Origin of the sequence: Paenibacillus sp. V4I7 (assembly GCF_030817275.1) — a bacterium.
In the GTDB taxonomy this organism is placed as follows: Bacteria; Bacillota; Bacilli; order Paenibacillales; family NBRC-103111; genus Paenibacillus_E.
The window spans coordinates 1,521,608-1,545,155 of sequence record NZ_JAUSZD010000002.1 but is presented as its reverse complement, the minus strand read 5'-3'; the positions used below and the strand labels follow the sequence as shown (position 1 = coordinate 1,545,155).

Annotated in this window: 17 protein-coding genes; 7 read left to right on the top strand and 10 right to left on the bottom strand. The window is 44.5% G+C overall.

What is annotated here, in order from left to right; translation table 11 throughout:
• Positions 1-40: 40 nt before the first annotated feature.
• Positions 41-1,642: a response regulator gene (locus QFZ80_RS08215; RefSeq protein ID WP_307558288.1), complete on the top strand. Its 1,602-nt coding sequence runs from the start codon at positions 41-43 to the stop codon at positions 1,640-1,642.
• Positions 1,626-3,434, top strand: coding sequence for a sensor histidine kinase (locus QFZ80_RS08210; protein WP_307558286.1), 1,809 nt, complete (start codon positions 1,626-1,628; stop codon positions 3,432-3,434). The genes QFZ80_RS08215 and QFZ80_RS08210 overlap by 17 nt, the downstream gene beginning before the upstream one ends.
• A 55-nt stretch (positions 3,435-3,489) precedes the next feature.
• Here the strand turns inward: QFZ80_RS08210 and QFZ80_RS08205 are convergent, their stop codons facing one another.
• The 6 genes from QFZ80_RS08205 to QFZ80_RS08180 form a co-directional block, all read right to left on the bottom strand.
• Positions 3,490-4,158 carry a hypothetical protein gene (locus tag QFZ80_RS08205; RefSeq protein ID WP_307547557.1) on the bottom strand — a complete coding sequence of 223 codons (669 nt, stop codon included), beginning with the start codon at positions 4,156-4,158 and terminating at the stop codon, positions 3,490-3,492.
• Complete coding sequence (locus QFZ80_RS08200; protein WP_307547559.1) at positions 4,158-5,042, bottom strand: amidohydrolase family protein; 885 nt, start codon at positions 5,040-5,042, stop codon at positions 4,158-4,160. The genes QFZ80_RS08205 and QFZ80_RS08200 overlap by 1 nt, the downstream gene beginning before the upstream one ends.
• 28 nt (positions 5,043-5,070) lie before the next feature.
• The gene (locus QFZ80_RS08195; RefSeq protein WP_307558284.1) at positions 5,071-7,005 is read right to left on the bottom strand and encodes a DUF8034 domain-containing protein; all 1,935 of its coding nucleotides are present in this window, start codon (positions 7,003-7,005) and stop codon (positions 5,071-5,073) included.
• Positions 7,006-7,016: 11 nt separating this feature from the next.
• Positions 7,017-8,162 (bottom strand): glycoside hydrolase family 88 protein, encoded by a 1,146-nt coding sequence (locus QFZ80_RS08190; RefSeq protein ID WP_307558282.1) that lies wholly within the window; start codon positions 8,160-8,162, stop codon positions 7,017-7,019.
• Between the two features lie 17 nt (positions 8,163-8,179).
• Positions 8,180-9,085: an aldo/keto reductase gene (locus QFZ80_RS08185; protein WP_307547564.1), complete on the bottom strand. Its 906-nt coding sequence runs from the start codon at positions 9,083-9,085 to the stop codon at positions 8,180-8,182.
• A gap of 275 nt (positions 9,086-9,360) precedes the next feature.
• Positions 9,361-10,059, bottom strand: a complete 699-nt coding sequence (locus QFZ80_RS08180; RefSeq protein ID WP_307547565.1) for a helix-turn-helix domain-containing protein — start codon at positions 10,057-10,059, stop codon at positions 9,361-9,363.
• A 347-nt stretch (positions 10,060-10,406) separates the two neighbouring features.
• On the opposite strand from QFZ80_RS08180, the gene QFZ80_RS08175 reads away from it, so the two are divergent.
• The 3 genes from QFZ80_RS08175 to QFZ80_RS08165 all read left to right on the top strand — a co-directional run bounded on the left by QFZ80_RS08175 (position 10,407) and on the right by QFZ80_RS08165 (position 13,612).
• Positions 10,407-11,258 (top strand): sugar phosphate isomerase/epimerase family protein, encoded by an 852-nt coding sequence (locus QFZ80_RS08175; protein ID WP_307547566.1) that lies wholly within the window; start codon positions 10,407-10,409, stop codon positions 11,256-11,258.
• A 37-nt stretch (positions 11,259-11,295) separates the two neighbouring features.
• Positions 11,296-12,510 (top strand): formaldehyde dehydrogenase, glutathione-independent, encoded by a 1,215-nt coding sequence (fdhA, locus tag QFZ80_RS08170; RefSeq protein ID WP_057306716.1) that lies wholly within the window; start codon positions 11,296-11,298, stop codon positions 12,508-12,510.
• A gap of 220 nt (positions 12,511-12,730) precedes the next feature.
• Complete coding sequence (locus QFZ80_RS08165; protein ID WP_307547571.1) at positions 12,731-13,612, top strand: AraC family transcriptional regulator; 882 nt, start codon at positions 12,731-12,733, stop codon at positions 13,610-13,612.
• A gap of 625 nt (positions 13,613-14,237) precedes the next feature.
• On the opposite strand, the gene QFZ80_RS08160 is transcribed toward QFZ80_RS08165, so the two are convergent.
• The 4 genes from QFZ80_RS08160 to QFZ80_RS08145 all read right to left on the bottom strand — a co-directional run bounded on the left by QFZ80_RS08160 (position 14,238) and on the right by QFZ80_RS08145 (position 19,944).
• The gene (locus tag QFZ80_RS08160; protein WP_307558279.1) at positions 14,238-16,280 is read right to left on the bottom strand and encodes an alpha-galactosidase; all 2,043 of its coding nucleotides are present in this window, start codon (positions 16,278-16,280) and stop codon (positions 14,238-14,240) included.
• A 77-nt stretch (positions 16,281-16,357) separates the two neighbouring features.
• Positions 16,358-17,977, bottom strand: a complete 1,620-nt coding sequence (locus tag QFZ80_RS08155; RefSeq protein WP_307547575.1) for an extracellular solute-binding protein — start codon at positions 17,975-17,977, stop codon at positions 16,358-16,360.
• Positions 17,978-18,100: 123 nt separating this feature from the next.
• Entirely contained in the window at positions 18,101-18,991 is an 891-nt protein-coding gene (locus tag QFZ80_RS08150) for a carbohydrate ABC transporter permease (protein WP_307547577.1), read from the bottom strand.
• A gap of 29 nt (positions 18,992-19,020) precedes the next feature.
• Entirely contained in the window at positions 19,021-19,944 is a 924-nt protein-coding gene (locus QFZ80_RS08145; protein WP_307558276.1) for an ABC transporter permease, read from the bottom strand.
• Between the two features lie 228 nt (positions 19,945-20,172).
• Here QFZ80_RS08145 and QFZ80_RS08140 point away from each other — a divergent pair, with 228 nt between their 5' ends.
• A complete protein-coding gene (locus tag QFZ80_RS08140; protein ID WP_307558274.1) occupies positions 20,173-21,711 on the top strand; it encodes a response regulator transcription factor in 1,539 nt (512 codons plus the stop codon).
• Positions 21,708-23,483: a cache domain-containing sensor histidine kinase gene (locus QFZ80_RS08135; protein WP_307547582.1), complete on the top strand. Its 1,776-nt coding sequence runs from the start codon at positions 21,708-21,710 to the stop codon at positions 23,481-23,483. The genes QFZ80_RS08140 and QFZ80_RS08135 overlap by 4 nt, the downstream gene beginning before the upstream one ends.
• Positions 23,484-23,548: the final 65 nt, after the last annotated feature.

The following is a 23,548-nucleotide window of genomic DNA, read 5'->3' as shown; positions in this document are numbered from 1 at the left end:
GAGCTATAATGGCTTGAGAACATCGAGAGGATGAAGTTCCATGTACAAGCTTGTTCTGGTTGACGACGAAGAAATTGTTCGCAGGGGATTGAAGTATTTCCTGGATTGGGAATCACTTGGATTTCAAATCGTTGCCGATTTCGAGGATGGCAAAGAAGCCATCGAGTACTTAAAAACCCATGAGGTTGATCTAGTTCTAACCGATATTCGTATGGCAGAGATCAATGGTCTCCAGTTAGCCAAGCATATTTACGAGCAATCCCCCCATATTCGCGTCATTATCATTAGTGGCTACAAGGACTTCGACTATGCGCAGCAAGCCATTCAATATAATGTAGAGCATTATTTGTTAAAACCTACGAAATACGATGAAATTACAGAAGTGTTTCAGGCTTTGAAACAAAAGATGGACAAACTAAAAACTCAATATATGAATCAGCAGCAGCAATCCGTTCGCTTCCATGAACTGCTTCCTCTATTAAAAGAACAATTTTATACGGACCTAGTGATGGGGGCGTTACGGAATACGGAGGAGCTTAATAAAAGAATCAACTTGTTATCCCTTTCACTAGATCCTGCCCATTGCCCCTGCGCTTTAGTTGAACTGGAGCTGTGTGAGCCCGAGAAGCTTTCCATGAAACGAGAAAAATTTACCTACTCCTTAAAAAGTATTTTCCATGCGGAGAATGCCAATTTCTTGTATAAAGCTGTTTTCAATGATTATCAGGGTCTGAAATTAATTGCCTTTCCAAACCATTTACTTAGCCAAGAAATGCTTCGCGAGCAGCTAATTGTGGAACTTAATGCAATCATTTCCCATATTCAGAACAACTTTGATATTGTGATTCGATATCACTTGACTGCTACGTTCAGTACGCTTATTGAATTGGCTCAATTTAGTGAACCTCTAAAGCTCGTTTATGAAGAAACGCGAGGTAAAGATCGGCTAGCACCAGTGGAATATGAGAAGCTGCTGGAGAAGTACAAGCTATTCTTAGCGAATGTAACAGATGACCAAAAAGAGGAAACCATGAGTTTACTCGACCGATTCCTGGATGAGTTTCGCGATTTGCCTGTCTCATTTGTGCATCGGTTGATTATGGACCTGTTTGCCATGGTATTTCGCTCTTACTCCGATCGGGGACTGCTGGGGAAAACACCTCATGAGACAGCTCACAATTACCATGCTGTCATTGAGATCAATGACTTGGAGGACATACGGAAATGGGCCAAGCAGTACATTAGCGATCTCATGGTTCTCAATGTGACTTCCAAAGAGACCAATGCGAAGCTGATCGTGGACGCTGCACAAAAGTATATCCTTCATAACTTTCATAGGGATTTGTCACTCGAAGAGGTCGCTAATCACGTTTTCTTAAATCACATTTACTTTAGCCGAATCTTCAAACAAACCACGGGAACCAATTATATTGATTATTTAACGCAACTCCGCATTCAGAAAGCGATTGAATTGTTGGAATCCCGCCAATATAAAATTCATGAAATTACGGAAAAAGTAGGTTACGTCAATAGTAAGTACTTTACTCGCTTGTTTAAGCAAGCCACCGGAGTCAGTCCGAAGGATTATATTCGTCAAATAAGCCTGCAGGATAAAGGTGTTAACCATGAAAACAAACCATAATTTAATTCAAGCCGTACGTATGTACAAGTTCCAGAGTCTCTTTATTAAGAGCTTAATTCTCATTTTCCTGCTGGTTATCGTTCCGTTCACCTGTTTGAGCGTCGTTATGTATTTTCAGATGAATAAGGCTATAGAAACGGAAGTAAGCGGAGTTAACATGAACTCCCTATACCGCGTGAAGGATAGTATCGATACTATTTTCAAGCAAATGGAACATGTTTCATTGGAGATGATTTTTCAAGATGATGTATCGGCCTTCATGTTAACAGATTTCACCAATAACAATCTTACGCCCAAAATGAAATCCATTCATGATAAGATCTCGATGTACACACGTTCCTTTAAGTATATAGATTCCTTATATGTGTTCTCTGAGAGAAATCAGTACATGCTCTCAAATCGATTAGACTCTACGCTACAAGAGTTCGATGACAAGAGCTGGTCCAGTAATGTCTATCAAAAAATCGACAGTAACATGTCCTACCGTGATCTTCGTAAACGGAATGATATTTATCCGTTCTACATCTCCTTTACGAGGCCTGCCTATCTTTATGAGAACAAGATTGGTGCGGTGACCGCTAATATTGATATTGAAGAGCTTCGCACCTTTTTAAATCAAACAACGGAACAATTCGAAAACACTTATATCGTCGATGGAGATGTCGTCTTATACAGCCTCAATCGCAATGAGTTCATGTCCAATATTCATGACGTTGAACTACTCAATGCGGCAGATGCCCTTACCGATATTCGTGGGCCTCATTCTTCCATTAAATCCATTCATGGACAAAAATATATTGTTTCCGTGCTCCCTTCAGAGGATAAAGGGCTAACCTATGTATCGCTGTTACCGCTAAAAAATTACGAGAAAAAAATGCAAGATCTTCGTGCCTTTTTGTATGTGTTTTTTGGCGTTGGCACGATCATTGTCTTGATTGTTTCGTTAGTGATCTCCATCAAGACATTCTCACCGGTTAATCAAATCATGTCTATGATTGAAGACCAGGAAAAGCTAGAGCCTTTGATGGCCTCCAGTGAGAAAAGCAAATGGAACGAGGTAAGAACGATCACCAGTTCGATCTTCAGGACCTTAGATGCGAAGAAGGGCTTAGAACAAGAGCTGCAGCTGCGTATGCACTCCTTACGGAAGGCGCAAACGATCGCTTTACAGAATCAGACTACGCCACATTTCTTATACAACACCTTGGAAACCATTAAATATCTGGCTATCGAGTTAACGAAAGGCCACAATTCCGTGTCTCATATGGTAACTGCGCTCTCTGATCTGTTACGCCGCAGTCTAGATACAGACAATCCATTAACCGATATTCGGGATGAAATACAGCATGCCAAGCAATATGTGGAGATCATGCAGGCCAGGTATCCGAACAAATTCGATGTCGTATGGCAAATCCAAGAAAGTCTTCTTACTTGCCAGATCTTAAAGATTTCCATTCAGCCGTTATTGGAAAATGCATTTCAGCACGGTATTATTCCCACTCGAAACCCAGGACAGATTATTATTACGGGGCTGCGCACGTCGGATGGCATTGTGATCACCGTTTCCGATAATGGCACAGGGATACCTGACGCTCAGCTGAAGAAGCTTCAACAAAGCATGTCTAGCGGGGTTAATTTGGAGGAAAAACATATTGGGTTGAAAAACTTAAACCAACGAATTAAATTACTGTTTGGGGATGCGTACGGAGTGTTCCTTACAAGAAATCTACACAAGGGTACAGCGGTGTTCATTGTTATTCCGGAACATATAGATGTTGATGAAATCGAATAAGAGCTTAAAATCGCAACTGCCGGTTAAGAGTCACTTGACTCATAACCGGCAGTTGTCACATTAGCCGCTCCATTTTACGCCAAAATTGCTTCTCATCCGGTGCTTCTTTCCAAGGCTCGAAATGTGGCAGCATCACCTCATGCCAATTGTCCGGAGAATGTTTGGTTGTTAGTAATCCTTGGCGTTTCCTTGTACTGATCCTAGAAGGTAACTCGTGATAGGAGAATAAAAACCTGCCAAAAGAACCGATCATATAAGTTGAATTAAAGCTATCTGGGGACTCTTCCTGCTTCTGATAATGATAAAAGATATAGCTCGAAGCCATTTCTGGTTTCAATCTGGCTATTGAGCCAACCCGCTCCTCGACCGATCGGCTGCCGCTCCAGAAATCCGTGTTTTCTGACAACCCGTCGTGAAAAACGTCTATCATGGGGATCGCTAGCCTGTGCATCGTCTCACTAGAATAGACATCATGATCAGGTTCAGTTGGCCACTTCTCTAAGTATCGGTCGAAAGAAACTGGCCAATCCCAAACTTGAACACGCGAGCCACCTGATACCTCGGCATAGACGCAAACATACAGATCGCAAGCGAAAACCGAGACATTCGATAGTCCTAACGCTGCCCATTCTTTATGCAGCGCATGTGTATCTGCCTTGACGAATTGCTGGAATTCGTTCTCCATCCCTTTGCGAAGTTGCGAGTAATAGAGGTGTCTATGCATCAGGCTTCGCTATCCTCATTGCCAAAATAGAATACTTTCGCATTGTGCATGCGTACATTTGCACGCTCCTCATCGCTCCATTGTTTAGGCAGCAACTGCTCGAAGAATTGAACAACATTGTTATAGGTACCTGCCATCAAAGCTACCGGCCAGTCACTACCGAACATGATGCGATTAGGCCCAAATCGCTCCGCAGTGTGACGGATATAAGGTGCTAACAGATGTGGATTCATTCCGCCAGCCGGTGTGATCATACCCGACCATTTACAATACACATTAGGAAATGCGGATAACTCATCGATGTATGCCGACCATTGCTCGATTTCACCAGTACGAATAGGCGGACCGCCTAGATGGTTAATAACCGCCTTTAAGTTAGGTACGGACTTTAAGTATTTAATTACGGTTGGCATATTTTCCGGTCCGATCAGCAGGTCGATGGGAAAAGCATCTTCCTCCAATAGACGAAGATGCTTTAGCAAGCGATCCGACACTTGCTCTGTGTTCGGCACGAAGACGGAACGGTCCAACCTGATCCCAACAAATTGCAGATTGTTACGTAAACGTCTATATTCATCAGCGAATGAATCTGCGAAAGGATCAAGCCAACCAACGACACCGAGGATTCGCTCATTTTCACCTGCTAGCTCAAGTAAATATTCCGTCTCAGCAATTGTAGGTGCCGCCTGTACGGCGATAATTCCACGTAAAGCATTAGCATCTTCAAGACCAAACAGATCTGATGGTACATAATTTTGGTAAAGAACTGGATTGCTAGGTGTAAGCCAATGATAATCGCCACGCTCCAGCCTCCAGAAGTGGACATGGCTATCGAGATAGGCATGGTTAACATCACTTGTAAATGATTGACGAATAGATGTCATGGATTACATACACTCCTCATTCTTACTCCTATACTTGGTTACGGCCTCGGATAAACTTAGCCGTCCCCCCTGCCACTTCTGCACTCCATGGCGTCTCATAGGTCGGTTGATTCATATAGCGTTTCATATGAAGCTTCAATTGAATGCCTGCTCCTGGAGCAAGGGTAACCGGTAACCATTTCCCATCGAGCTCTCCCTCGCCAATCTTTTGACCGCTTTGATTAAAGCTCTCCATATAGGTAAACTGGTGCTCACCGAAGCTGCCCGCTTGTACGATCACTTCACGTTCCTTGAACGCTGATAGATTCACAAATGTTAGGGTTACAAACTCATCACCAAGCGATTCCACCAAAGCACCGACGTCCTCTGGAAGACCGCATCGTTTAAGGGCGGCATCGAAATAACGTACTCTGGCATGCTGTAAGCCACCGTGGGAAATGTGCATGGGAGCGCCTAGCATCATTTGCAGTAATCCTTCGAAATAGACAGGTGAATATTCCTGCCACATATGAATACTATAGGGTGAATCCCAATCCCAGCTGGCAGGATCGCCCTCTGGAGATCGAAGCTTCTCCAATTGGATCGCGATCATCTCCAGATTCTGCTGCAAAATCCGCTCTGGATAGTCAGGGAATTGCCCTCGCATATATAAGTACCAAGGTACTGTATTAGCAATAAAATGCTTTGTTTCCTTACGGGTTACTGGATTTCTGCCTGAGATGGTGGGCATATCAATCAATCGAAAATGGTCTTCATAGGGAATACGGTCAACACGTGCCGCATCTTCCTCGGCCATCGATATCGTCCATAAATAAATCGGGTAGGTTGGAACTTGGATTCGGAAGTCCGTCCAGCCGGCATCAAAATGCTTATTCGGAACGTGCCATTTTCCATTGATTTCTTTCCCTAGATCCCAATTACGGTCCAATTGTGAACGTGCCAAATCTAACTTACTCCGATCTCCTGTCAGTAGTACAGCGTTCATGCCAGCATTTGTGAGCGGTTCAATGATGGACATAAAACCGTGCGGCCAACGGTAGCCGTAGTAACCACCCCACCATTTGCCATCGTTGTACTCTCCAATAATGTCGCTTAATCCCACGTTGTCTGGTGTCAAACCGTCGTTACGCAGTGTGCGCTCTTCCCAAGCGGCCAAGTACTCCAGCACCCACTGTCGATACTTTTCATCGCCTGTGTACATGAAAGCATTCGTAATCAACCCCGTTGCGTTCAAATTAAGCGGGACGTCTCCCTTCGCTTTCCGTTCATTCATTCTGGTAATGATCTCACCGTAAATGGTATCGTCTGACCATTTACACTTACCGCTTGCGAAGTCAACACCAGGAATATCCTCGAATGGTGCCAAATAATCATCGAGCACACCTCGATGTGTTACCCAGTCCTCTTCTGTCATCTGAAAGCGCGGTCCCTTACTGCCTGTAATTGGCGAGCGCATCAGCTTTCGTTCTGCATCATAGTTCGGAACTTCCGGATTCTTACCGGTATATAACTCGGCAAACTTGACCGCTCGCTGACTGTTCTTTAGCAAATGCGGATCGGACAAGCCAAGGAAATAGAGATATAAGGAGCCCTCGCCATGGTGCATCCAATCATAATAAGCATCAAATTCATTATGAATCTGGCCATATTCGGTCCATTGCCAGGTAATCGCATCAAACATAAGGCGGGACAAACGTAGAATCTCTTCATTGCCCCCGAGTGCGTAAAGCAGGGATAAATTCATGAACGCTTCATAAGGATCATCCGATCCGTCCATCCCTGGCCAATCTTCACGCCAAACGATCGTCCCATCTTCCCGCGTATAGCGACGAACATATTCCACCGCGGCCTCGTTCAGTGTATCGATTAACTTCCGCTCCGTGAGCGCCCATGTTGGCGCTGCCCATGAATCCCGTGCATAGATGGCACCCGCTAAGGGATTGGATTTGTTTGTCTGTGTCATTTTGCTTCCCCCTACCAGAATGTATCTTGTACGCCGCGCAGCTTACAAACGGCTTCTGCGAAGAAATAGTCCCCGTAGATCATCGGTACGTTCACGTGCGTTTTCTTAGGTCGATTGGCAGTTCCCATCCGAAGAATCGCTTCCTCGTTCGGATCATCCCAAGCTGTGTATTTTTCATTTAATTTAAAAATCAGCTTCTCAGCAGCACTTCGATATAGCTCAGACTCGCTCTTCGGCAGCAACAAACTCAACTCCATCATGCCGCTGGCTGCGCAAGCTGACGCGCTTGAGTCCATCGCCATTCCATCTTCCCAAGGGGCCCGGAAATCCCATGGCGGTAAACCATCTTCAGGAACATTGGCCAGGAAAAAATGCGCTGAACGCTTAGCTGCATCGATATAACGTTGATATCCCGTGTAGCGTGCGCTTAGTGCCATGCCGTATAACGCCCATGCGGTTCCGCGGGACCATGCTGAATCCGGCGAGTAGCCTTGTCCACCGAGCGCTTCTTGTCTTTCTCCGGACTCAGGATCGAAGCACACAATATGGTGTGACGATCCATCTGGACGAAGAAATTCACGCAAAGTCGTATCCGCATGAAGTGCGGCAATATGCCGAAAACGAGGGTCACCCGACTCTAGGCTCGCCCAATATAGCAACGGCAGATTCATCATGCAGTCAATAATCGCCCAACCAACCCGCTCCGGCTGGTTCCAAGCTCGAATGAACTGGCCTTTCGCATTGTAACGCCCAACCAGATGACTGGCTGCCGTCATGGCTCTCCGCTTCGAAATTTCACAACCAAGCAGCTTATACTGCGCCACGGAAGATAAGCTCCACATAAACCCTACGTCATGATGCAGTGGGTAATAGTCGGTAAGTACCGGGTCCATTAAGGCCTCGATCTGTGCAGCTGTATCTTTGAGTTCTTCAACCTTATTCTCACGATACACCAGCCACATCAAGCCCGGCCAGAACCCATTCGTCCACCAATCTGCTTGCTCACTCTTATATTTCCCATTGTATGATATATATGGAAAATCAGCGCCGACGGAATGACTCATTCGTTCCACTTTGCCGATGATGTTATCCCAAACTTGGTCTAGCCATGATGCACGCGTTGCATCCGTTCCAATGCTTGCATTTACATTAGACATTCTTCAACATCCTCCTATTACCATGTTATTGGCTGACCTGGAAATAAAGTAAGCAATCGATCTAATTCATCCTGAGGTAAGCCAACTCCATCGCTATAGCTTGCATTAAGGGCAAGTGAGCATAACGAAGTCGTTCCAGTTAATGTTACTGTAATGTCCGGACTAGAAAGGCTAAACCGCATAGCAGGCTCAATCAACCCTTTGGGCTCCGTCTTCCGTAAGAAGGCTATCTCTTGGATTCGACGCTCCGCTTCTTTAACTAGAGGCGAATCTTTCTTAATAAATGGTGCTGGATTATCCGCAAGGAGCCCCATTCCGAGAACGCTTCCATTAATAACGGATACGCCATGCTCTCGGGCAGTCGGCAGAAGCTCATCCATGGCCGTATAATCGATAAGCATATAACGACAGAACGTCTGTATCGAATCGATATGTCCTGATCGAATAAATGGTAGCAACAGAGACGGATCAAATGCATTGACCCCAATGGCGCGAACCTTTCCCTGCTCCTTCAGTTTAAGAAAGGCGGGGATCGTTTCGTTCATTCCAATTTCCGTGTTCGACTCGGAAAGCTCGTGCATTTGAATGAGATCCAGATAATCTGTCCCTAGGCGCTTAAGACTCTCCTCCACAGAACGAATCGTATTGTCGTACGAATAGGACTCACCCCGCATAACAGCTTTGCTCGCAAGAAATACTTTCTCCCTCTTGCCCTGCAGCGCTTTCCCAATACGGCGTTCGCTTTCTCCTCTTCCATATAACGGTGCTGTATCGATAAAGTTGACCCCGAGCTCTAAGGCCCGATCGATCACCTCAGTTACTTGTTCATCCGTGACCGGACCGTAATCCCCGCCAAGCGGAGCGCCCCCAAGACCTAGCTTCGAAACTCGAACTCCCGTTTTGCCAAATGTGGTATATTCCACTATGTTCACATCCTTATTTGTCTTCGTTAACTGATACCGATATTCCTATTATAAGGCACAAGGTCATTTTTTAGTTTTGCTGGTTGACACCGAAATGTTGTTATTTTGCACAACCCATTGATGTTATATAGATTACTACTAGTTTGTGAACGTTTTCTTTGTTACTTTTTTCGATTCCTTATATGTTGCAAACCTTATATATGGTGGATACATCCTAGATAAAAAACCTCTTTATTCACAAATAGAGACATTGTCTCCTATTGTAATGAAGAGGTTTAACTAATCAATTCGTTTCTTAACTTGCTTGGATTTACTCCGAAACGCGAATGAAATAATTTTGCGAAATGGTTGTAATTCTGAAAACCAACGTCTAATGAAACCTCTGACGCGGTTCGATTTGTATGTTGTAACAGAAGAGCAGCTTGATCTAGTCGCATTCGGTTCAATGTTTCTATGATAGAAAATCCGGTGTTTTCTTTGAAGAGATGGGAAAGCCGGGATGATGAGACGCCGATTATTTTAGCTACTACTTCAATTTTAATGGTTTCTCGCATTCTTTCTGAGAGAAGATTGAGTGTCTCTTGGACACGAGGGTCCGTTTTTTTGGATTGATTGACAGTCAAAAGGAGTAGGATATCACTTAGTGCATTCTTGCAAAGCTCATGCCATAAAACATTGCGTTCGCGAGAATCAGCTATGACTTTCTTGACGGCACGATATATACGCTTACGTGTGGAATCTGTATTAATGGTTTGGATAATCAAATCTTCTAAAGGCAACAAATGGGCTTCAAACAATTGAGATGAAAAATGAGCCCATACAAAATTCCAGGTTTGTCCATGGGATGTACCATATTGATGAGGTACTCCCGGTCTTAAGAGAACAACTTGGTTTGGACTACAATAGATTGTCTTACCATTGACACTGAAATACCCTTGACCCCCTAGCGTATACGTGAGCAGCCAGTCCTTCATACCTTGTGGTCACTTGGTAGAATAGGTGTCCGTTTCATTGAAATGGTCAGCGATGATAATGCCTGGTTCTATATTTTGGTATTTGGGATGTTCCACCGATGATTGAAACATTGGATTTCAGCTCCTCCAATCATTCATCTGATAATAGCAGCATTTATACAACTACATAGTAGACGATTTATATTATTTAAACAATTAGCACCAAAAATAATCTTCATAATAGCAGGATTACATGAAAAAAAAGCAAGATTATTACTTCTTTCTATATGAAATTCAACATACACTATAGATTGTGAGATGGATGTCACTTACAATCCCTATGAACGTCGAGAAAAGAGGTGAGAAACATGAACAATCAATTAGAGGTTCAAATGTCTTGGTGGGCGATGGATAATCTAGATGTTTTTGAAGGAAACACATTGTCTGACGAAGAGAAAATAACCTTAATCGCTAGCAATGGTTTTGACGGCATTAATGGATTCCTTCCTGCACCCGAGAAAGCTGATTACTGGAAACATCTATTGGACAAGTATCGCCTTTCGTTTAGTGTAAACGCTTACCCTAAATCGTACGAGGATCTAGCTGACTTCCTAGAAAGAGCAAAAGCCTTTGGCGGTATTGGATTTATTAATGCACAAGTCATGCAACCATTCATGACAGGTCAATCTGCCATTCAGCTCTTGAAGGGAATTGAGCAACTGTCTAAAGATGCGGGAATTCCTGTTTTCATTGAAACACATAGGGGTACTATTACCCAAGATTTAATACGTACCGTTGAATACGTTAGAGAACTAAAGTCTCTACCTTTAACAATCGACTTTTCCCATTACATCGTCGCTGGGGAACTGCATACTGTTTCTCAAGAAGCGGACGAGTTACTTCTTTCATTACTTTCGAACACTTCTAGCATACATACACGAATATCGAACGGAGAGCAAATACAAATTGACCCTGGTGAGGAACAAAATCATCCCATGTTCTCCCATTTTATTAAATGGTGGCAATTGGGAATGAAAAATTGGCTGCTTCAGGCTAATACAAATGATGTATTCCCAGTCGTAATTGAACTAGGTCCTCCCCCTTATGCAATAACAACGAATGAAGCAAGCGGGAGGAACAAAGAGATTAGTGACCGATGGCAGCAGTCTCTGTACTTGCAGCGCGTAGTAAGAGATCTATGGAGCACGATCACACCCTAATTTTGAAGAAAAAATCGATAATAGGAGGTTAATGAAAATGTCAGGAAACAGAGCTGTTGTCTACAGTAAGCCAGGTAGTGTAGAGGTTAGAAATACGGAATATCCAGATTTGGTGCTTAAGGATGGCCCAGGCGTCAATCCATTGAATGTGGGCCGCAAATGTGAGCATGGCGTTATTCTTAAAGTCGTGACAACTAATATTTGCGGTAGTGACCAACACATGGTTAGAGGTAGAACGACTGCACCATCAGGCCTCATTTTAGGTCATGAAATTACTGGTGAGGTTATTGAGGTTGGACGCGATGTGGAATTTATTAAAAAGGGAGATCTCGTCTCCGTTCCTTTCAATATTGCCTGCGGTCGTTGTCGGAGCTGTAAAGAACGGAATACAAACGTATGTCTAAATGTCAATCCGGATCGTCCAGGTTCCGCATATGGTTATGTCGATATGGGCGGTTGGGTTGGAGGACAATCGGAATATGTGATGGTGCCATATGCAGATTTCCAATTATTGAAGTTTCCGAATAAAGAGCAAGCGATGGAGAAAATCCTTGATCTAACGATGCTTTCTGATATTTTCCCAACGGGTTATCATGGTGCTGTTAGTGCAGGTGTGCGTCCTGGATCAACCGTATATGTTGCCGGCGCGGGTCCAGTAGGTCTTGCAGCGGCTCACTCTGCTCAGTTACTGGGAGCGGCCGTTGTTATTGTCGGAGATTTAAATGCGGAACGTCTTGCTCAGGCGAAAAGTTTTGGTTGTGAAACGGTCAATCTACGTGAAAATGGTGACTTAGCTGGGCAAATCGATCAAATATTGGGCTCACCTGAAGTGGATTCAGCTATTGATTGCGTAGGTTTTGAAGCTCATGGACATGGGAAATCTCATGGTGAAGCGCCAGCTACCGTGCTGAATTCAATTATGGAAGTAACACGCGCAGGAGGAAGCTTGGGAATTCCAGGGCTTTATGTGACTGGCGATCCAGGTGCTATTGACGAAGATTCAAAAATAGGTACACTAAAAATTCGTTTCGGACTGGGTTGGGCAAAATCCCATACCTTCGTTACAGGTCAGACACCTGTCATGAAATACCATAGAGATTTGATGATGGCTATTCTTAGCGGCAAAGCACAAATTGCTAAAGCTGTAAATGCAACACTTATTTCATTGAATGATGCTCCCAAAGCCTATCAAGATTTTGATCGAGGCGTTTCGCGGAAATTTGTTATTGATCCACATGGCCTTGTTAAATAATTGGATGAGAGTTTGTTCATTTTATTCCTCTAAATGATGATAATTGAAAATAATAAAAGAGCCATTGCTAACTCACATGTTAGGCAATGGCTCTCTTGCCTTACTATTAAATCTGTCTGTTTTAAATTACACCGTATTGCATGGAATTGTTGTTTTCTTGTCATCATTGATTAGGACATGTTACACTATTCTGAGCTAATCATCAGGAGGCATGCAGACGATGAAATTCTTAGAAGATGTAGAATTACATGAAATCCCCTATCGCTTTAGCTATCGCAAGATAACGACTGAGAATTATAAAGGATTCTACCATTGCCATCAGGGGATGGAATTTTTATATGTGCATCAAGGCACTGGGCAAATTGTGGTGAATAGCAAAGTCTACACGATTCAGTCTGGCACCTTCCTCTACCTGCAACCATATCAATTACATCACATTCAAGTTGAAGTTCGTCCGGATGCCCCATTCGAACGAACGATTATCTCCTTAGAGCCCTCTATATTTGAACCCTATTTCGCTTCATTTCCACACTTGAATGCTTATTTTCAGCATTTATGGAAAAAGGAACTCGAAGAGCAGGTGCTCCAGCAAATTGATAATAATAGCTTTATCAACCAATTATTTCAGCATCATCATGCAGGGTTTTCCAAATATCAGCACGATGCCAAACAGCAAAATTTCGCTTTACTCCTGCTGCAGATTTTTCAATTTCTCTATGCAAAAGGATTTGGAAATCCAATTGAAAATGGAAATGGATTTAATCCACAAAGACAGCTTCGTTATTCTGAAAAAATCATGAATTGGCTAGAGGGGCATTATTCAGAAGAAATTTCACTCGATACGTTAGCGGATCATCTGCATATATCCAAATATTATGTTTCACGTATCTTTAAACAAGAAACCGGCGCTACGTTGATGGATTATATTCTCGCGAGACGAATCAGACAAGCCTGTCTATTTTTAATAACTAGCAACAAAGGGATTGAGCAGATCAGCATTGAGGTGGGAATGAACAATTTCCCATATTTCTGCCAGGCTTTCAAAAAGCTTGTAGGCACGACACCGATGAAATATAGAAAAAAACTACAACAGCATGAATGATTTACAAGCGATGGGAAAATTGTTGTACAAGCTGCTAATCTGAGGATCACACGGAACGAGGATCCGCTATTTCGGCAATTATGCCGTTGCAAGTCCGATGAGCGGAACGTGGGTACGCTATTTTGGCTTTTTACCGATTTTACACCTCGAAAACGAGAAATAGCGGATCCTCGTTCCGCTAAAACGTGATATACGTGTTTTTGAGCAAAATAAGGCATCTACGTTCCGCTAAAATCTGGTGATGTCGGATTCGGGTTGAATTTCGGATGCAGATAGAAGAACTAAGGTGCGGCTTGCCTAAAATTGGGCATGAGATGAGATATTGTAGAAAGTTGAGTGCGAGGGCAGGTAGATAATCAAGAATATGTTCACAGGTGAGTAAACATTAATTATTTGGTTACTTGGCAGAAGGAGCGGCTTTGGAGAATCGACACGAAATGGACGTTTGAGCGGTTTACGGTTTGGTGACTGGTGGGACTGGGCTCATCAGCAAAACTCCACCAATGAGAAAACCTCTATCGTGGCCATTCAAAGATGGGTGACTACATAAGAAAGCGGTTTTCGGGAACCGAAAATTATACTTTCTTATGTGGTTAAAAAAGAGCTGCCTACGCAGCTCTTCCCTCTACAGAATCAACTTATAAATCTTCGACTCCGCCGGCTCCAAGCGAACGCTTATGTCTCCTGACGTCTGAATCGCGGTTTCCTCCCAGAGATCATGCAGCTCATACGTCGCATTATGGGGCAGACCCAAACGCTCAATGGATATACGTTTCTCAACCGTTTCATCTTTATTATAGTTAAACACGGCTATAAAGCAGTCGTCTTCTGACATTTGGAAAAAAACATCATCAGAAGCCGCATCGGTATTTCCCTCAAGCGGAATAAAACTTTTTCCTGTCTTTGCAATTTTTAGCAGCTCCGGCCGGGTTAACCAATCCTCTGCCCTCGTTCTTGCTTCCTCTTTGCGAAAATCGTCCCCCATGAGAAGAACCGTTCCGGCAATGAGGGAAGCATTTAGACGACTCCTACCTTCCTGCGCCATCGTAGGTTCTTGGTTAAAGCTCTTATATAGCACCGTATGGTCAGGATCGTTGAACGGATAAAGGGTCCCATTCATCCACCAACCATAAGTGAGAGAATTCAACATGTACTCCGTATCTTGCAGTGTACCGAAAGCATCACAAGAGATGCGCCTGCTATGAGCGTACTGATGTGGAAACATTGGCGCGATGGACAAGTTGATAAAGAATGGACGTCCGATAACCATGGGATCAAGCCTAGTCTTGATCAACGCCATGCCAAGGTTATACGCCTGAAGCCCTGTACGCACTTCCTTATCGTAATGCATGCCTTCCAAAGCTCCGTGTCCAAGGAAGTCGAGTTTAATGTACTCGAAGCCCCACCTGACAAACCGTTCAAGATGCCACTCCGTCCGCATCAGATTCCCAGGGTGCGTAGGATCAATCGCAAGTCCGCCGTCCAATTCAGGTAAAATTTGCCCCTGACCATCACGCAGCAGAAGATCTCGGTACGTATACTTGCCGTCCGTGCCTTCCACGACCCGGTCGAAATCGTTCCCCCAGAAGGCAAAAGGCGTCCAATAAATGCCGGGCTTTTGTCCATTGTCACGAACGTGACGCACGGCGTCTTCGAGCTGCTGCTGCGTTAAATTCGTCCAGAAGGAATCAAAGTTTATGTAGACCGTCCCCTGATGATGAAACCCTCCATCATACAAACTCTTTAAGAAGTCCGACGTATGGATGTAAAGCTCGTAGTCGAGTTCTCCCCCTGCCGCCGACCAGCTATTCCATCCGAATGGAACACCGTGTTCCCATTGAAGAGGTGGAGCTATCACAGCATTGACCTTTCCGTATTCCTCCAGTCCGGTTCTGTAATCCGCATACATGCCCACAAAGATACGCGGTGATGTAATCGTTCTGCCAATTAGCGTACCATGCGGAATGGTATCGCGCGTATACTCGCCTGCGGCTCCACCGTATACCTCCAGATGATGTATAGCCGCTCCTTCATGACCAACTACTCTCAGACCGGTTTTCCATGTATCATGGGTAACTGAACCAACAACTAGCCCTTTTCTCGATGCAGGTTCGAAAATTGCCGTTACCTCATAGCTTTCCAGCTGGTTCGGCATGGCAGTTGATTCGTAACGTACCCACTTGTCGTTATCGAAAGGCACCAACAGCGCGCGCAGTTCCTCTGCTGCCATTTCCAAAGAGATCGCGGATGATCCCATAGCTGCATCCACCGTCACTGGAGAAATGTAGTTTGTCTCCAATGCTTCCGATACACCCTCCAGCTCAACCTGAACGAAAAAGTAGGGCGCTTTTTCATATAGCCAAAACGTCTGCGTAATGACCGGAAGCGACTCAGCCGAATGAATCACAGAGAACCGGCAGCCAGTGCCGAAATCATCGCGGATCATTTGAGCGCCGCTACCAGCTAGCTTGTGTTCCGAATAATCGGTCGAAGCAACGTATTTCTCTTCGATCCGCGCTGCGCTGTAAGCGCCGCTCAAGCGACCGCCGGTGAACCATTCGTAATCGGTTAATCCGCTCGCCAGATCGACAATAATTCGGCATAACCCATTTTCTCCAACCACTTGCCCGTTCAACTCTTGAAAGATCACCGTATTGGATGTCATCATTAACCCGCTCCTTTCATGCCTTTTAAATGAAGAAGGAAGCCGGAACAGTGCCTCGGCTTCCTGATCTGCATCCTCTCTTATTTCCAAAGATCCATGCGTTTCTTGTAGTTGTCGTTAATGATTTTCTCCACTTTCTCATCGCCAGCTGCCTTCATATCGGCAAGCATTTTATCGAATAGAGCGGCTGCATCCGTCTCGGTCTTGGAGATGATGACTTTCGTAATCGTTTGGCTCATAATATCTGAAATCTTCTGGCTGACAAGCGCATCCGGGGTGCCGCCGGCAGGGCCGAGATTATCATAAGCCGATGTTTCCCACACCGTATCGGACAAGTTCTTCAGTGCCATCTGGTCGATCTCGCCACGCTGGTAACGGCCCGGCAAATCATACGGCGTACCATCGGAGCCTTTACCGTTCTTCACGAACCAAGTCCATTTGCGAATACCTGTTTTCTTCGCGAAGTTATCCCAATCGTCTTTAAAGCCTTGAAGAACTTCCGGACGCGGTGTATGCTTGCCGTCCTTCATATCCCAGTGCACACCCTCTATCCCCCACATGAGAAGGTATTGGCCTTCTTCACTAGCCAGGAAGTCAATGAGTTTCATCGTTCTTTCTGGGTTTTTATTCGTCTTTGTGATCGCTATCGCATCCCAACCGAGCGAGCTTTTTGGCCCTAATGTTGTTTTTGCCGGGTCAACGCCAGGTCCCACAAGCTTGTACGGGTAGAGCTGCTTTTCAGGTCCGCCTGCTTTCTTAAGCACACCGTTAGGCGTACCGAAATCCCAATAAGCGCCTGGCGATGCAAATACGAGTCCGTTAGAAATCTTTTGCTCCCACGTTTGCTTCTTGTTGACTGGCCATTCAGGATCAATCAATCCTTGGCGGTACAGCTTATTCAAGTACATCAGCATGTCCTTATATATCGGGTCCTTTACATCGTACTTCAGTGTCCCATTATCTTCGTAGTATGTCTTCATCCCCCACATGCCTTTAAACGTTCCAAGCACAGCGCCCATATTTTCACCGTTGAAGCTCATCGGGAATACGTCTTTGCCGTCCACTTTGCCAAGCTTTGTTTTGAAATCCTTCAGCAGCGCTTCAAATTCATCTGCCGTGAACGGCTTTCCGCCCTCAGCTTTGTCCGGAGCAATCTGTTTAAGCCAATCCTTGCGCATATTCATGCCGAATACAGGCTCATTCTCCGAGCCGTACCAGTTAGAAAGGTAGTAATTTTTCCCGTCGGTAAACCGTGTCTTTTTCAAAGTGTCCCCATACATTTTGTTCACGTTGGGACCGTATTTCGTAATCAAATCATCCAGCGGAATAATCGCCCCTGCAGCGATGTACTTGCTGACGATATCTCCTCCGCGGTCCATTAGTACAACATCCGGCAGATCGCTGCTAGCGAGCATCAGATTCAGCTTTTCTGAAGGATTGCCCGTAGGCTGCTGGATTTCGATCGTAACGCCCGTCCGTTTCGTAATTTCCTTGGCAACTTCGTTCGTAAAGGCATCACCTGTATTTTTATCAAAGAACGTCATTTTAATCGGTGTCGTATCGTTTGCTTTGTTATCGGTTGCAACGGCTGGCTTATCGCTTGGCGAAGCCGTATTTTCTTTTGTAGAGCAACCAGCGATGACAGAACCCATAAGGACCGTTGAAAGCAGCACGTTGAACGTTTTCCTGGTCTTGAACATGGAATAAAATCCCCCTTGACTAATTGTATTGGAAACATCTGATTACCTTGCTTAATAGGATACCGTCCTATCCTCTGCGGATTGCGCTCCCAACCACCGCCTTTCAAGAATGAGAAAGCTGGATTAGGCTTTGACTGCTCCCACGGTCATGCCTTTGACAAAATACTTTTGCAAGAACGGATACACGATGACAATAGGCACCGTTGCCACGATCGTTGCAGCCATGCGTATCGAATCCGACGATACGGCAAGGCGTTTGGCCGAATCCGCCATCTGCTGCGCATCCGACACCATAGAAGACGTCTGATACTGATTCAAAATTTTGACGAGAACAGCCTGCAGCGTCTTCAGTTCAGGCTTGTAGGTGAATACATAGGAATCGAACCAAGAATTCCAATGGCCTATCGCTACAAACAACCCTATCGTAGCAAGCACAGGAGTCGTCAGCGGCAACACGATCTTGACGAAAATTTGCAAATCGTTCGCGCCGTCTATCTTCGCAGATTCATCTAATTCCCCAGGAAGCTGCTGAATAAATGTGCGTACCAAAATCATAAAAAACACATTCATAAGACCCGGCGCAATGTACACCCAGAAGGTGTCTATGAGGTGCAGGCTCTTTAAGATCATATAGTAGGGGATTAAGCCGCCGCCAAAGTACATCGTGAATATGAAGAAAAGTGTGATGAACTTCCCACCGACCAAGTCACGCTTGCTGAGCGGGTAAGAAAGCAGACTAATAACCAGAACAGCGAGAGGCGTGCCGATCAACGTACGTGCTAGAGTCACTTTGACCCCATTAATAATTTCCTGATCGCCTAAAATCTGCTTATAACTTGTTAAGGAAAACACCCTCGGCCAGAAATAAACGCCGCCCCGGATCGTATCCTCCGCACTGTTTAGAGACAGCACGAGAATGTTCCAGAAGGGGTAGAATGTTGCGATAAATACCAGAAGAAGGAACACATAAACGAACCAGGCGAAGACGATATCGCCACTCGATTTTGTTCTCATTCGTATCCACCCTTTCCTATCTTTTCTTATTAGAACAAAGATTGCTGATTCATTCGCTTGGAGAGCGTATTAACGCTGACGACCAGGATAAAGGCAATGACCGATTTGAACAGCCCAACTGCAGCACCATAAGAGAACATGCCGTTCTGTAATCCGTATCGGTACGTATAGGTATCGATAACATCCGAATATTTCAAGATGGTGTTATTTTGCAACAAATACTGTTGATCGAACCCCGCGTTCAAGATACCTCCCACTGACAAAATTGCCAGAATTACGATCGTTGGGCGTAAAGACGGAAGTGTGACGTGAAACATTTGGCGCAAGCGGCTGGCACCGTCAACTCTTGCTGCTTCATATAGTTCGGGATTAATAGCGGAAATTGCAGCCAAATACATGATTGCGTTAAATCCCATGTCTTTCCACATATTGGATATGGCAATAATCCCCCAGAAATAATGGCCGTTTTGGAAAAATTGCACCGGTTGCTCCGTGATGTTCATAAGCATCAGCAGCTTATTGATCAGCCCTTGCGAGGATAACAGCGTTATGATGATGTTTGCCGCTATGACCCAGGATATAAAGTGAGGCAAATAGGATACCGTTTGTACCACTTTTTTGAATAAGCCGGTCTTCACCTCATTGATCATTAAGGCCAGCAGAATCGGCGCCGGAAATCCAACCAACAGCGATAAGACGCTTTGCGCAATCGTATTGCGCATGATGATATAAAAATCACCGCTTGTAAAGAAGTACCGAAACCACTCGAAACCGACAAACTTGCTCGTAAAAAACTGGTGGAAAAAGGAACCACCGCCGGGCGAGTAATTGATGAATGCCATGTACAAGCCGAACATCGGACCATATGAAAATAAGATGGTAGAGATGAAGGCGGGCAGGATCATTAAGTATAAATATTTTTGTCCTCTCATCCTTCTGAGTCGCGCTTCCATATGTATAACCCGCCTTTTCCAGGCTGCGGCGGCTTGTGCCGCTCAGTCACAACCATAATCATTTTGTATATTCTCATTATAGGAATGAGTAGAAAACAATTCTATACAAGCATCTTCAGAATCATATTCCAAATGAACGATCCTTTGGCGAGGTCATTGTTTATTTGAGTTATACGTTTTACAATAAAATGAGTTATCTCAGCGTTTGGAAAGGTGGGAACGCTTTCAATGTACAGCATATTGCTTGTAGACGATGAAAAAATGGAGCTCGAGATGCTCGCCGATTACGTTCGTTGGGGAGACATGGGCATTCGTGTCGCTGGAACGGCGAAGAACGGCAGAGAAGCGCTTCAGCGCATGGAAGAGCTTCGTCCTGATATCATATTAACAGACGTCCGTATGCCGATTATGGACGGGCTGGAATTCAGCAGACGGGCCAAACAGATCAATCGCAATGTCCAGATCGCATTCCTAAGTGGCCACGATGAGTTTCACTATATTAAAGCGGCACTGTCTGTAGAAGCGATCGGCTATTTATTAAAGCCTCTCGACATGGGGGAGCTCCAGCATTTAATGGAGAAAGTCAAACAGAAGTGCGAGGAATTCCGGATTTCCTCCCAAACCTCGGAAGTACTAAAGGAATCCTATCTGAGAGAGCTGATCTTGGAAAGTAGTCCCATAGTAAGGTCCCAATGGATTGATAAATTGTTACTGCTTCCATCCAAAATGCCTTCGAGCGGTTTTTTTCAAATTTTATATATAACAGTTGACCCTATCCGCAATTATGGGGTGGAGCTCGTGACACTTATCCGCAATTTCACACAGACGGAAATACCCCGTTCCTTTCTCTGTCAAATCAAGGAAGGAACTTTCGTACTTCTCTGTCACAAGCTTGATAACCCGTCAATAGAGCTTAGCCATGCAGCGGAGCAGCTGATTCGGTATGTAAACGACAGAAACGACGCCATCCTTTCAATCGGTGTATCGGGCGTTGCTATGGGCCTCGAAAGCCTATACGATTTATGTGCAGGTGCCAAACTAGCGAATGAAAGCAAATTTTATTTCGGTTTGGGATCGTGTACAAAGGCCGATCAAGCCGTCGAGCCGGTCTACAAAGAGGTGAACCCTGAACCGGTAATTGCATCGCTTTGTCATGCCATTTCCCACTTGCAGGAATCTGCGGCTATCACCGTGATTCAAGACTTCTTTGAAGAAATGCGCACCTCGAAGGTCGACAGAGATCTGGTATGCTCAAGCTCGTTGCGCCTTATTACGGCCATTGAGCAACATTTTGCCAATTTACTCGGGGGTGACTCCGTCAATTCTATGTATGTCGACGATTGGAAGCGTATAGCCAATTATTCAACCATCAATGAAATCGAAGCTCACATCCTTGATGTCTGCCTTTCCATCCTCTCCCTTATGAAGAAAAAGGACAAGGATAAGAATCTTCATATCATTCATCAAATCGCTAGTCTTATCGACCGCAGCTTCAGCAGTCAGTTAACCATCGAGGATATCGCTAAACAAGTGTATCTGTCACCCAATTACGTACGAACCATATTTAAAGATAAAACAGGAGAAACCATATTGGAATATTTGACACGTGTGCGGATTCATCACGCTGCTGAACTGCTTAAAGACAAATCCAAGAAAATCCATGAGATTGCAGCATCCGTAGGCTACGAAAACGTCTCTTATTTTTGCTCTGTGTTTCAGAAGTTCAAAGGAACGACACCCAACGAATACCGGAAAAAACTTTTATGATACAAGGACGATTGCCCAAGCCACTCCGGTTTATAGTCAAAACGTTTCTTAATCTCAGTTTGCGCAGCAAGTTGTTCGCCGTCTTTTGCATCGTTTCGATCTTACCGTTATTGTTTTTCGTAAAATATTCCTATGACACGACCAAACGGGAGCTAACGACGCAAATCTATACCAATATGATTGCAACGACAGATCAACTTAACGCCAACTTGGAAACGAAGCTAGATTCCTATTCGAAAATATCCGCATCCATTTATTTGGATAGCACACTGCGTCTGCTCCTGACCAAAGATTACACTGAAGACAGTACAGAGTACTTGGATTCGTATATTTATTTCAATAATGTGATTAATAATGTACTGGCCACGAATCCCGACATTCGAGCTGTATCCATCCACACGAGCAATACGACATTTCCTGCGGACAGCGTATATATTAAGCGAATTGATGCTGCGACCAAAGCAACCAATTGGTACGAGTCGATCGCCCATTCTTACGGTAATGTGACATACAGCGTTTCCGCAACTACAGCTGTCACTGAACCCGTATTCAAGCTGGCTCGTTTGCTCAATAACAACAGCCTTAACTTTCCTTACGGTATTCTTACGTTCGATATTGCCGAAGCCGACATTTATCGGCTCATGGAAAAAGAAGATAAGCAAAAAGATATTTATATCGTCAACGAGAACGGCAATATCTTATCTAACCGCAATAAAGCGCTTCTGAACCAAAATATAGGCACATTGATCCCCGGTACTTTCGGCGATAACAACTCAGGAAGCTTCGACAGCCTGTACAATGGCGAGAAATCACTCGTCGTTTACAACACGATCAAGAATGGCTGGAAAACGATTTCTGTCATCCCATACAAAAGCTTTATTACCAACGCTCAAATCGCCTCCAAGCGAATTCTAATCATGGCTTTGAGCAGCATAGCTATCTCCGTTGTTTTGATTTATATAACAGCACGGTTCTTCACCAAACGGATCGAATCCCTGCTTCAGGTCATCCGACGGGTAGAACGGGAAGATTTTAATGTCAGTATGAAGTTTATGGGGCATGACGAAATAGGCCAGTTATCATTTGCATTCAAAAAAATGACAGGTCGCCTGAAAGAACTGATCAATGAGGTCTACAAGAAGGAAATTTCGAAGAAAGAAGCGGAAATGAACATGCTGCAAGCCCAAATCAATCCGCACTTTTTATATAATACGTTAGCGTCCATCTCAGCATTAGCCGTTAAACACAAAGATAACACGATCAGCGAAATGGTCTCTCACCTTGCCAAGTTTTACAGGATCTCCTTAAATAAAGGAAAAATGATAGTGCCCATCAGTGAAGAAATCAAACTCACCAAGTACTACATCGCCATCCAGCAACACAGGTTCGAGGGACTGCTTCGACTCCATTATGCGATTGACGACTCCGTGCTTGCTTATCAAACGGTCAAGCTGGCGTTACAGCCATTTGTCGAAAACGCCATCAATCATGCCGTTTGGGACGATGACGTGGGAATTAATATCATCATCAAGGTGTACAAAGATGATCGTGATATTTATCTGGAAGTGATCGACGACGGGATGGGCATGCGGACTGAAACACTGGAACGCGCTCTGAATAAAACCGACAACGTCTCGGGGTATGGGATTACCAATGTTGACCAGCGGATCAAATTAGCATTTGGCGACGAATACGGTGTTACGCTTTATAGTAAGTTCGGCATCGGGACGAAGGCGCAAATTCGTATTCCGCTGCACGGTATTAGTTCATAAGTTGATTAGAAAATATGGCTTAAATTGGGATCTAGATTGGATATTATAAGATACAACATTGATAA

Coding starts and splice junctions, on each gene's coding strand:
- QFZ80_RS08160 (WP_307558279.1), bottom strand. CDS start 16,280: ATGATGACATCCAATACGGTGATCTTTCAAGAGTTGAACGGGCAAGTG.
- QFZ80_RS08180 (WP_307547565.1), bottom strand. CDS start 10,059: ATGAAGGACTGGCTGCTCACGTATACGCTAGGGGGTCAAGGGTATTTC.
- QFZ80_RS08135 (WP_307547582.1), top strand. CDS start 21,708: ATGATACAAGGACGATTGCCCAAGCCACTCCGGTTTATAGTCAAAACG.
- QFZ80_RS08145 (WP_307558276.1), bottom strand. CDS start 19,944: ATGGAAGCGCGACTCAGAAGGATGAGAGGACAAAAATATTTATACTTA.
- QFZ80_RS08165 (WP_307547571.1), top strand. CDS start 12,731: ATGAAATTCTTAGAAGATGTAGAATTACATGAAATCCCCTATCGCTTT.
- fdhA (WP_057306716.1), top strand. CDS start 11,296: ATGTCAGGAAACAGAGCTGTTGTCTACAGTAAGCCAGGTAGTGTAGAG.
- QFZ80_RS08195 (WP_307558284.1), bottom strand. CDS start 7,005: ATGACACAGACAAACAAATCCAATCCCTTAGCGGGTGCCATCTATGCA.
- QFZ80_RS08200 (WP_307547559.1), bottom strand. CDS start 5,042: ATGACATCTATTCGTCAATCATTTACAAGTGATGTTAACCATGCCTAT.
- QFZ80_RS08155 (WP_307547575.1), bottom strand. CDS start 17,977: ATGTTCAAGACCAGGAAAACGTTCAACGTGCTGCTTTCAACGGTCCTT.
- QFZ80_RS08150 (WP_307547577.1), bottom strand. CDS start 18,991: ATGAGAACAAAATCGAGTGGCGATATCGTCTTCGCCTGGTTCGTTTAT.
- QFZ80_RS08140 (WP_307558274.1), top strand. CDS start 20,173: ATGTACAGCATATTGCTTGTAGACGATGAAAAAATGGAGCTCGAGATG.
- QFZ80_RS08210 (WP_307558286.1), top strand. CDS start 1,626: ATGAAAACAAACCATAATTTAATTCAAGCCGTACGTATGTACAAGTTC.
- QFZ80_RS08175 (WP_307547566.1), top strand. CDS start 10,407: ATGAACAATCAATTAGAGGTTCAAATGTCTTGGTGGGCGATGGATAAT.
- QFZ80_RS08215 (WP_307558288.1), top strand. CDS start 41: ATGTACAAGCTTGTTCTGGTTGACGACGAAGAAATTGTTCGCAGGGGA.
- QFZ80_RS08205 (WP_307547557.1), bottom strand. CDS start 4,158: ATGCATAGACACCTCTATTACTCGCAACTTCGCAAAGGGATGGAGAAC.
- QFZ80_RS08190 (WP_307558282.1), bottom strand. CDS start 8,162: ATGTCTAATGTAAATGCAAGCATTGGAACGGATGCAACGCGTGCATCA.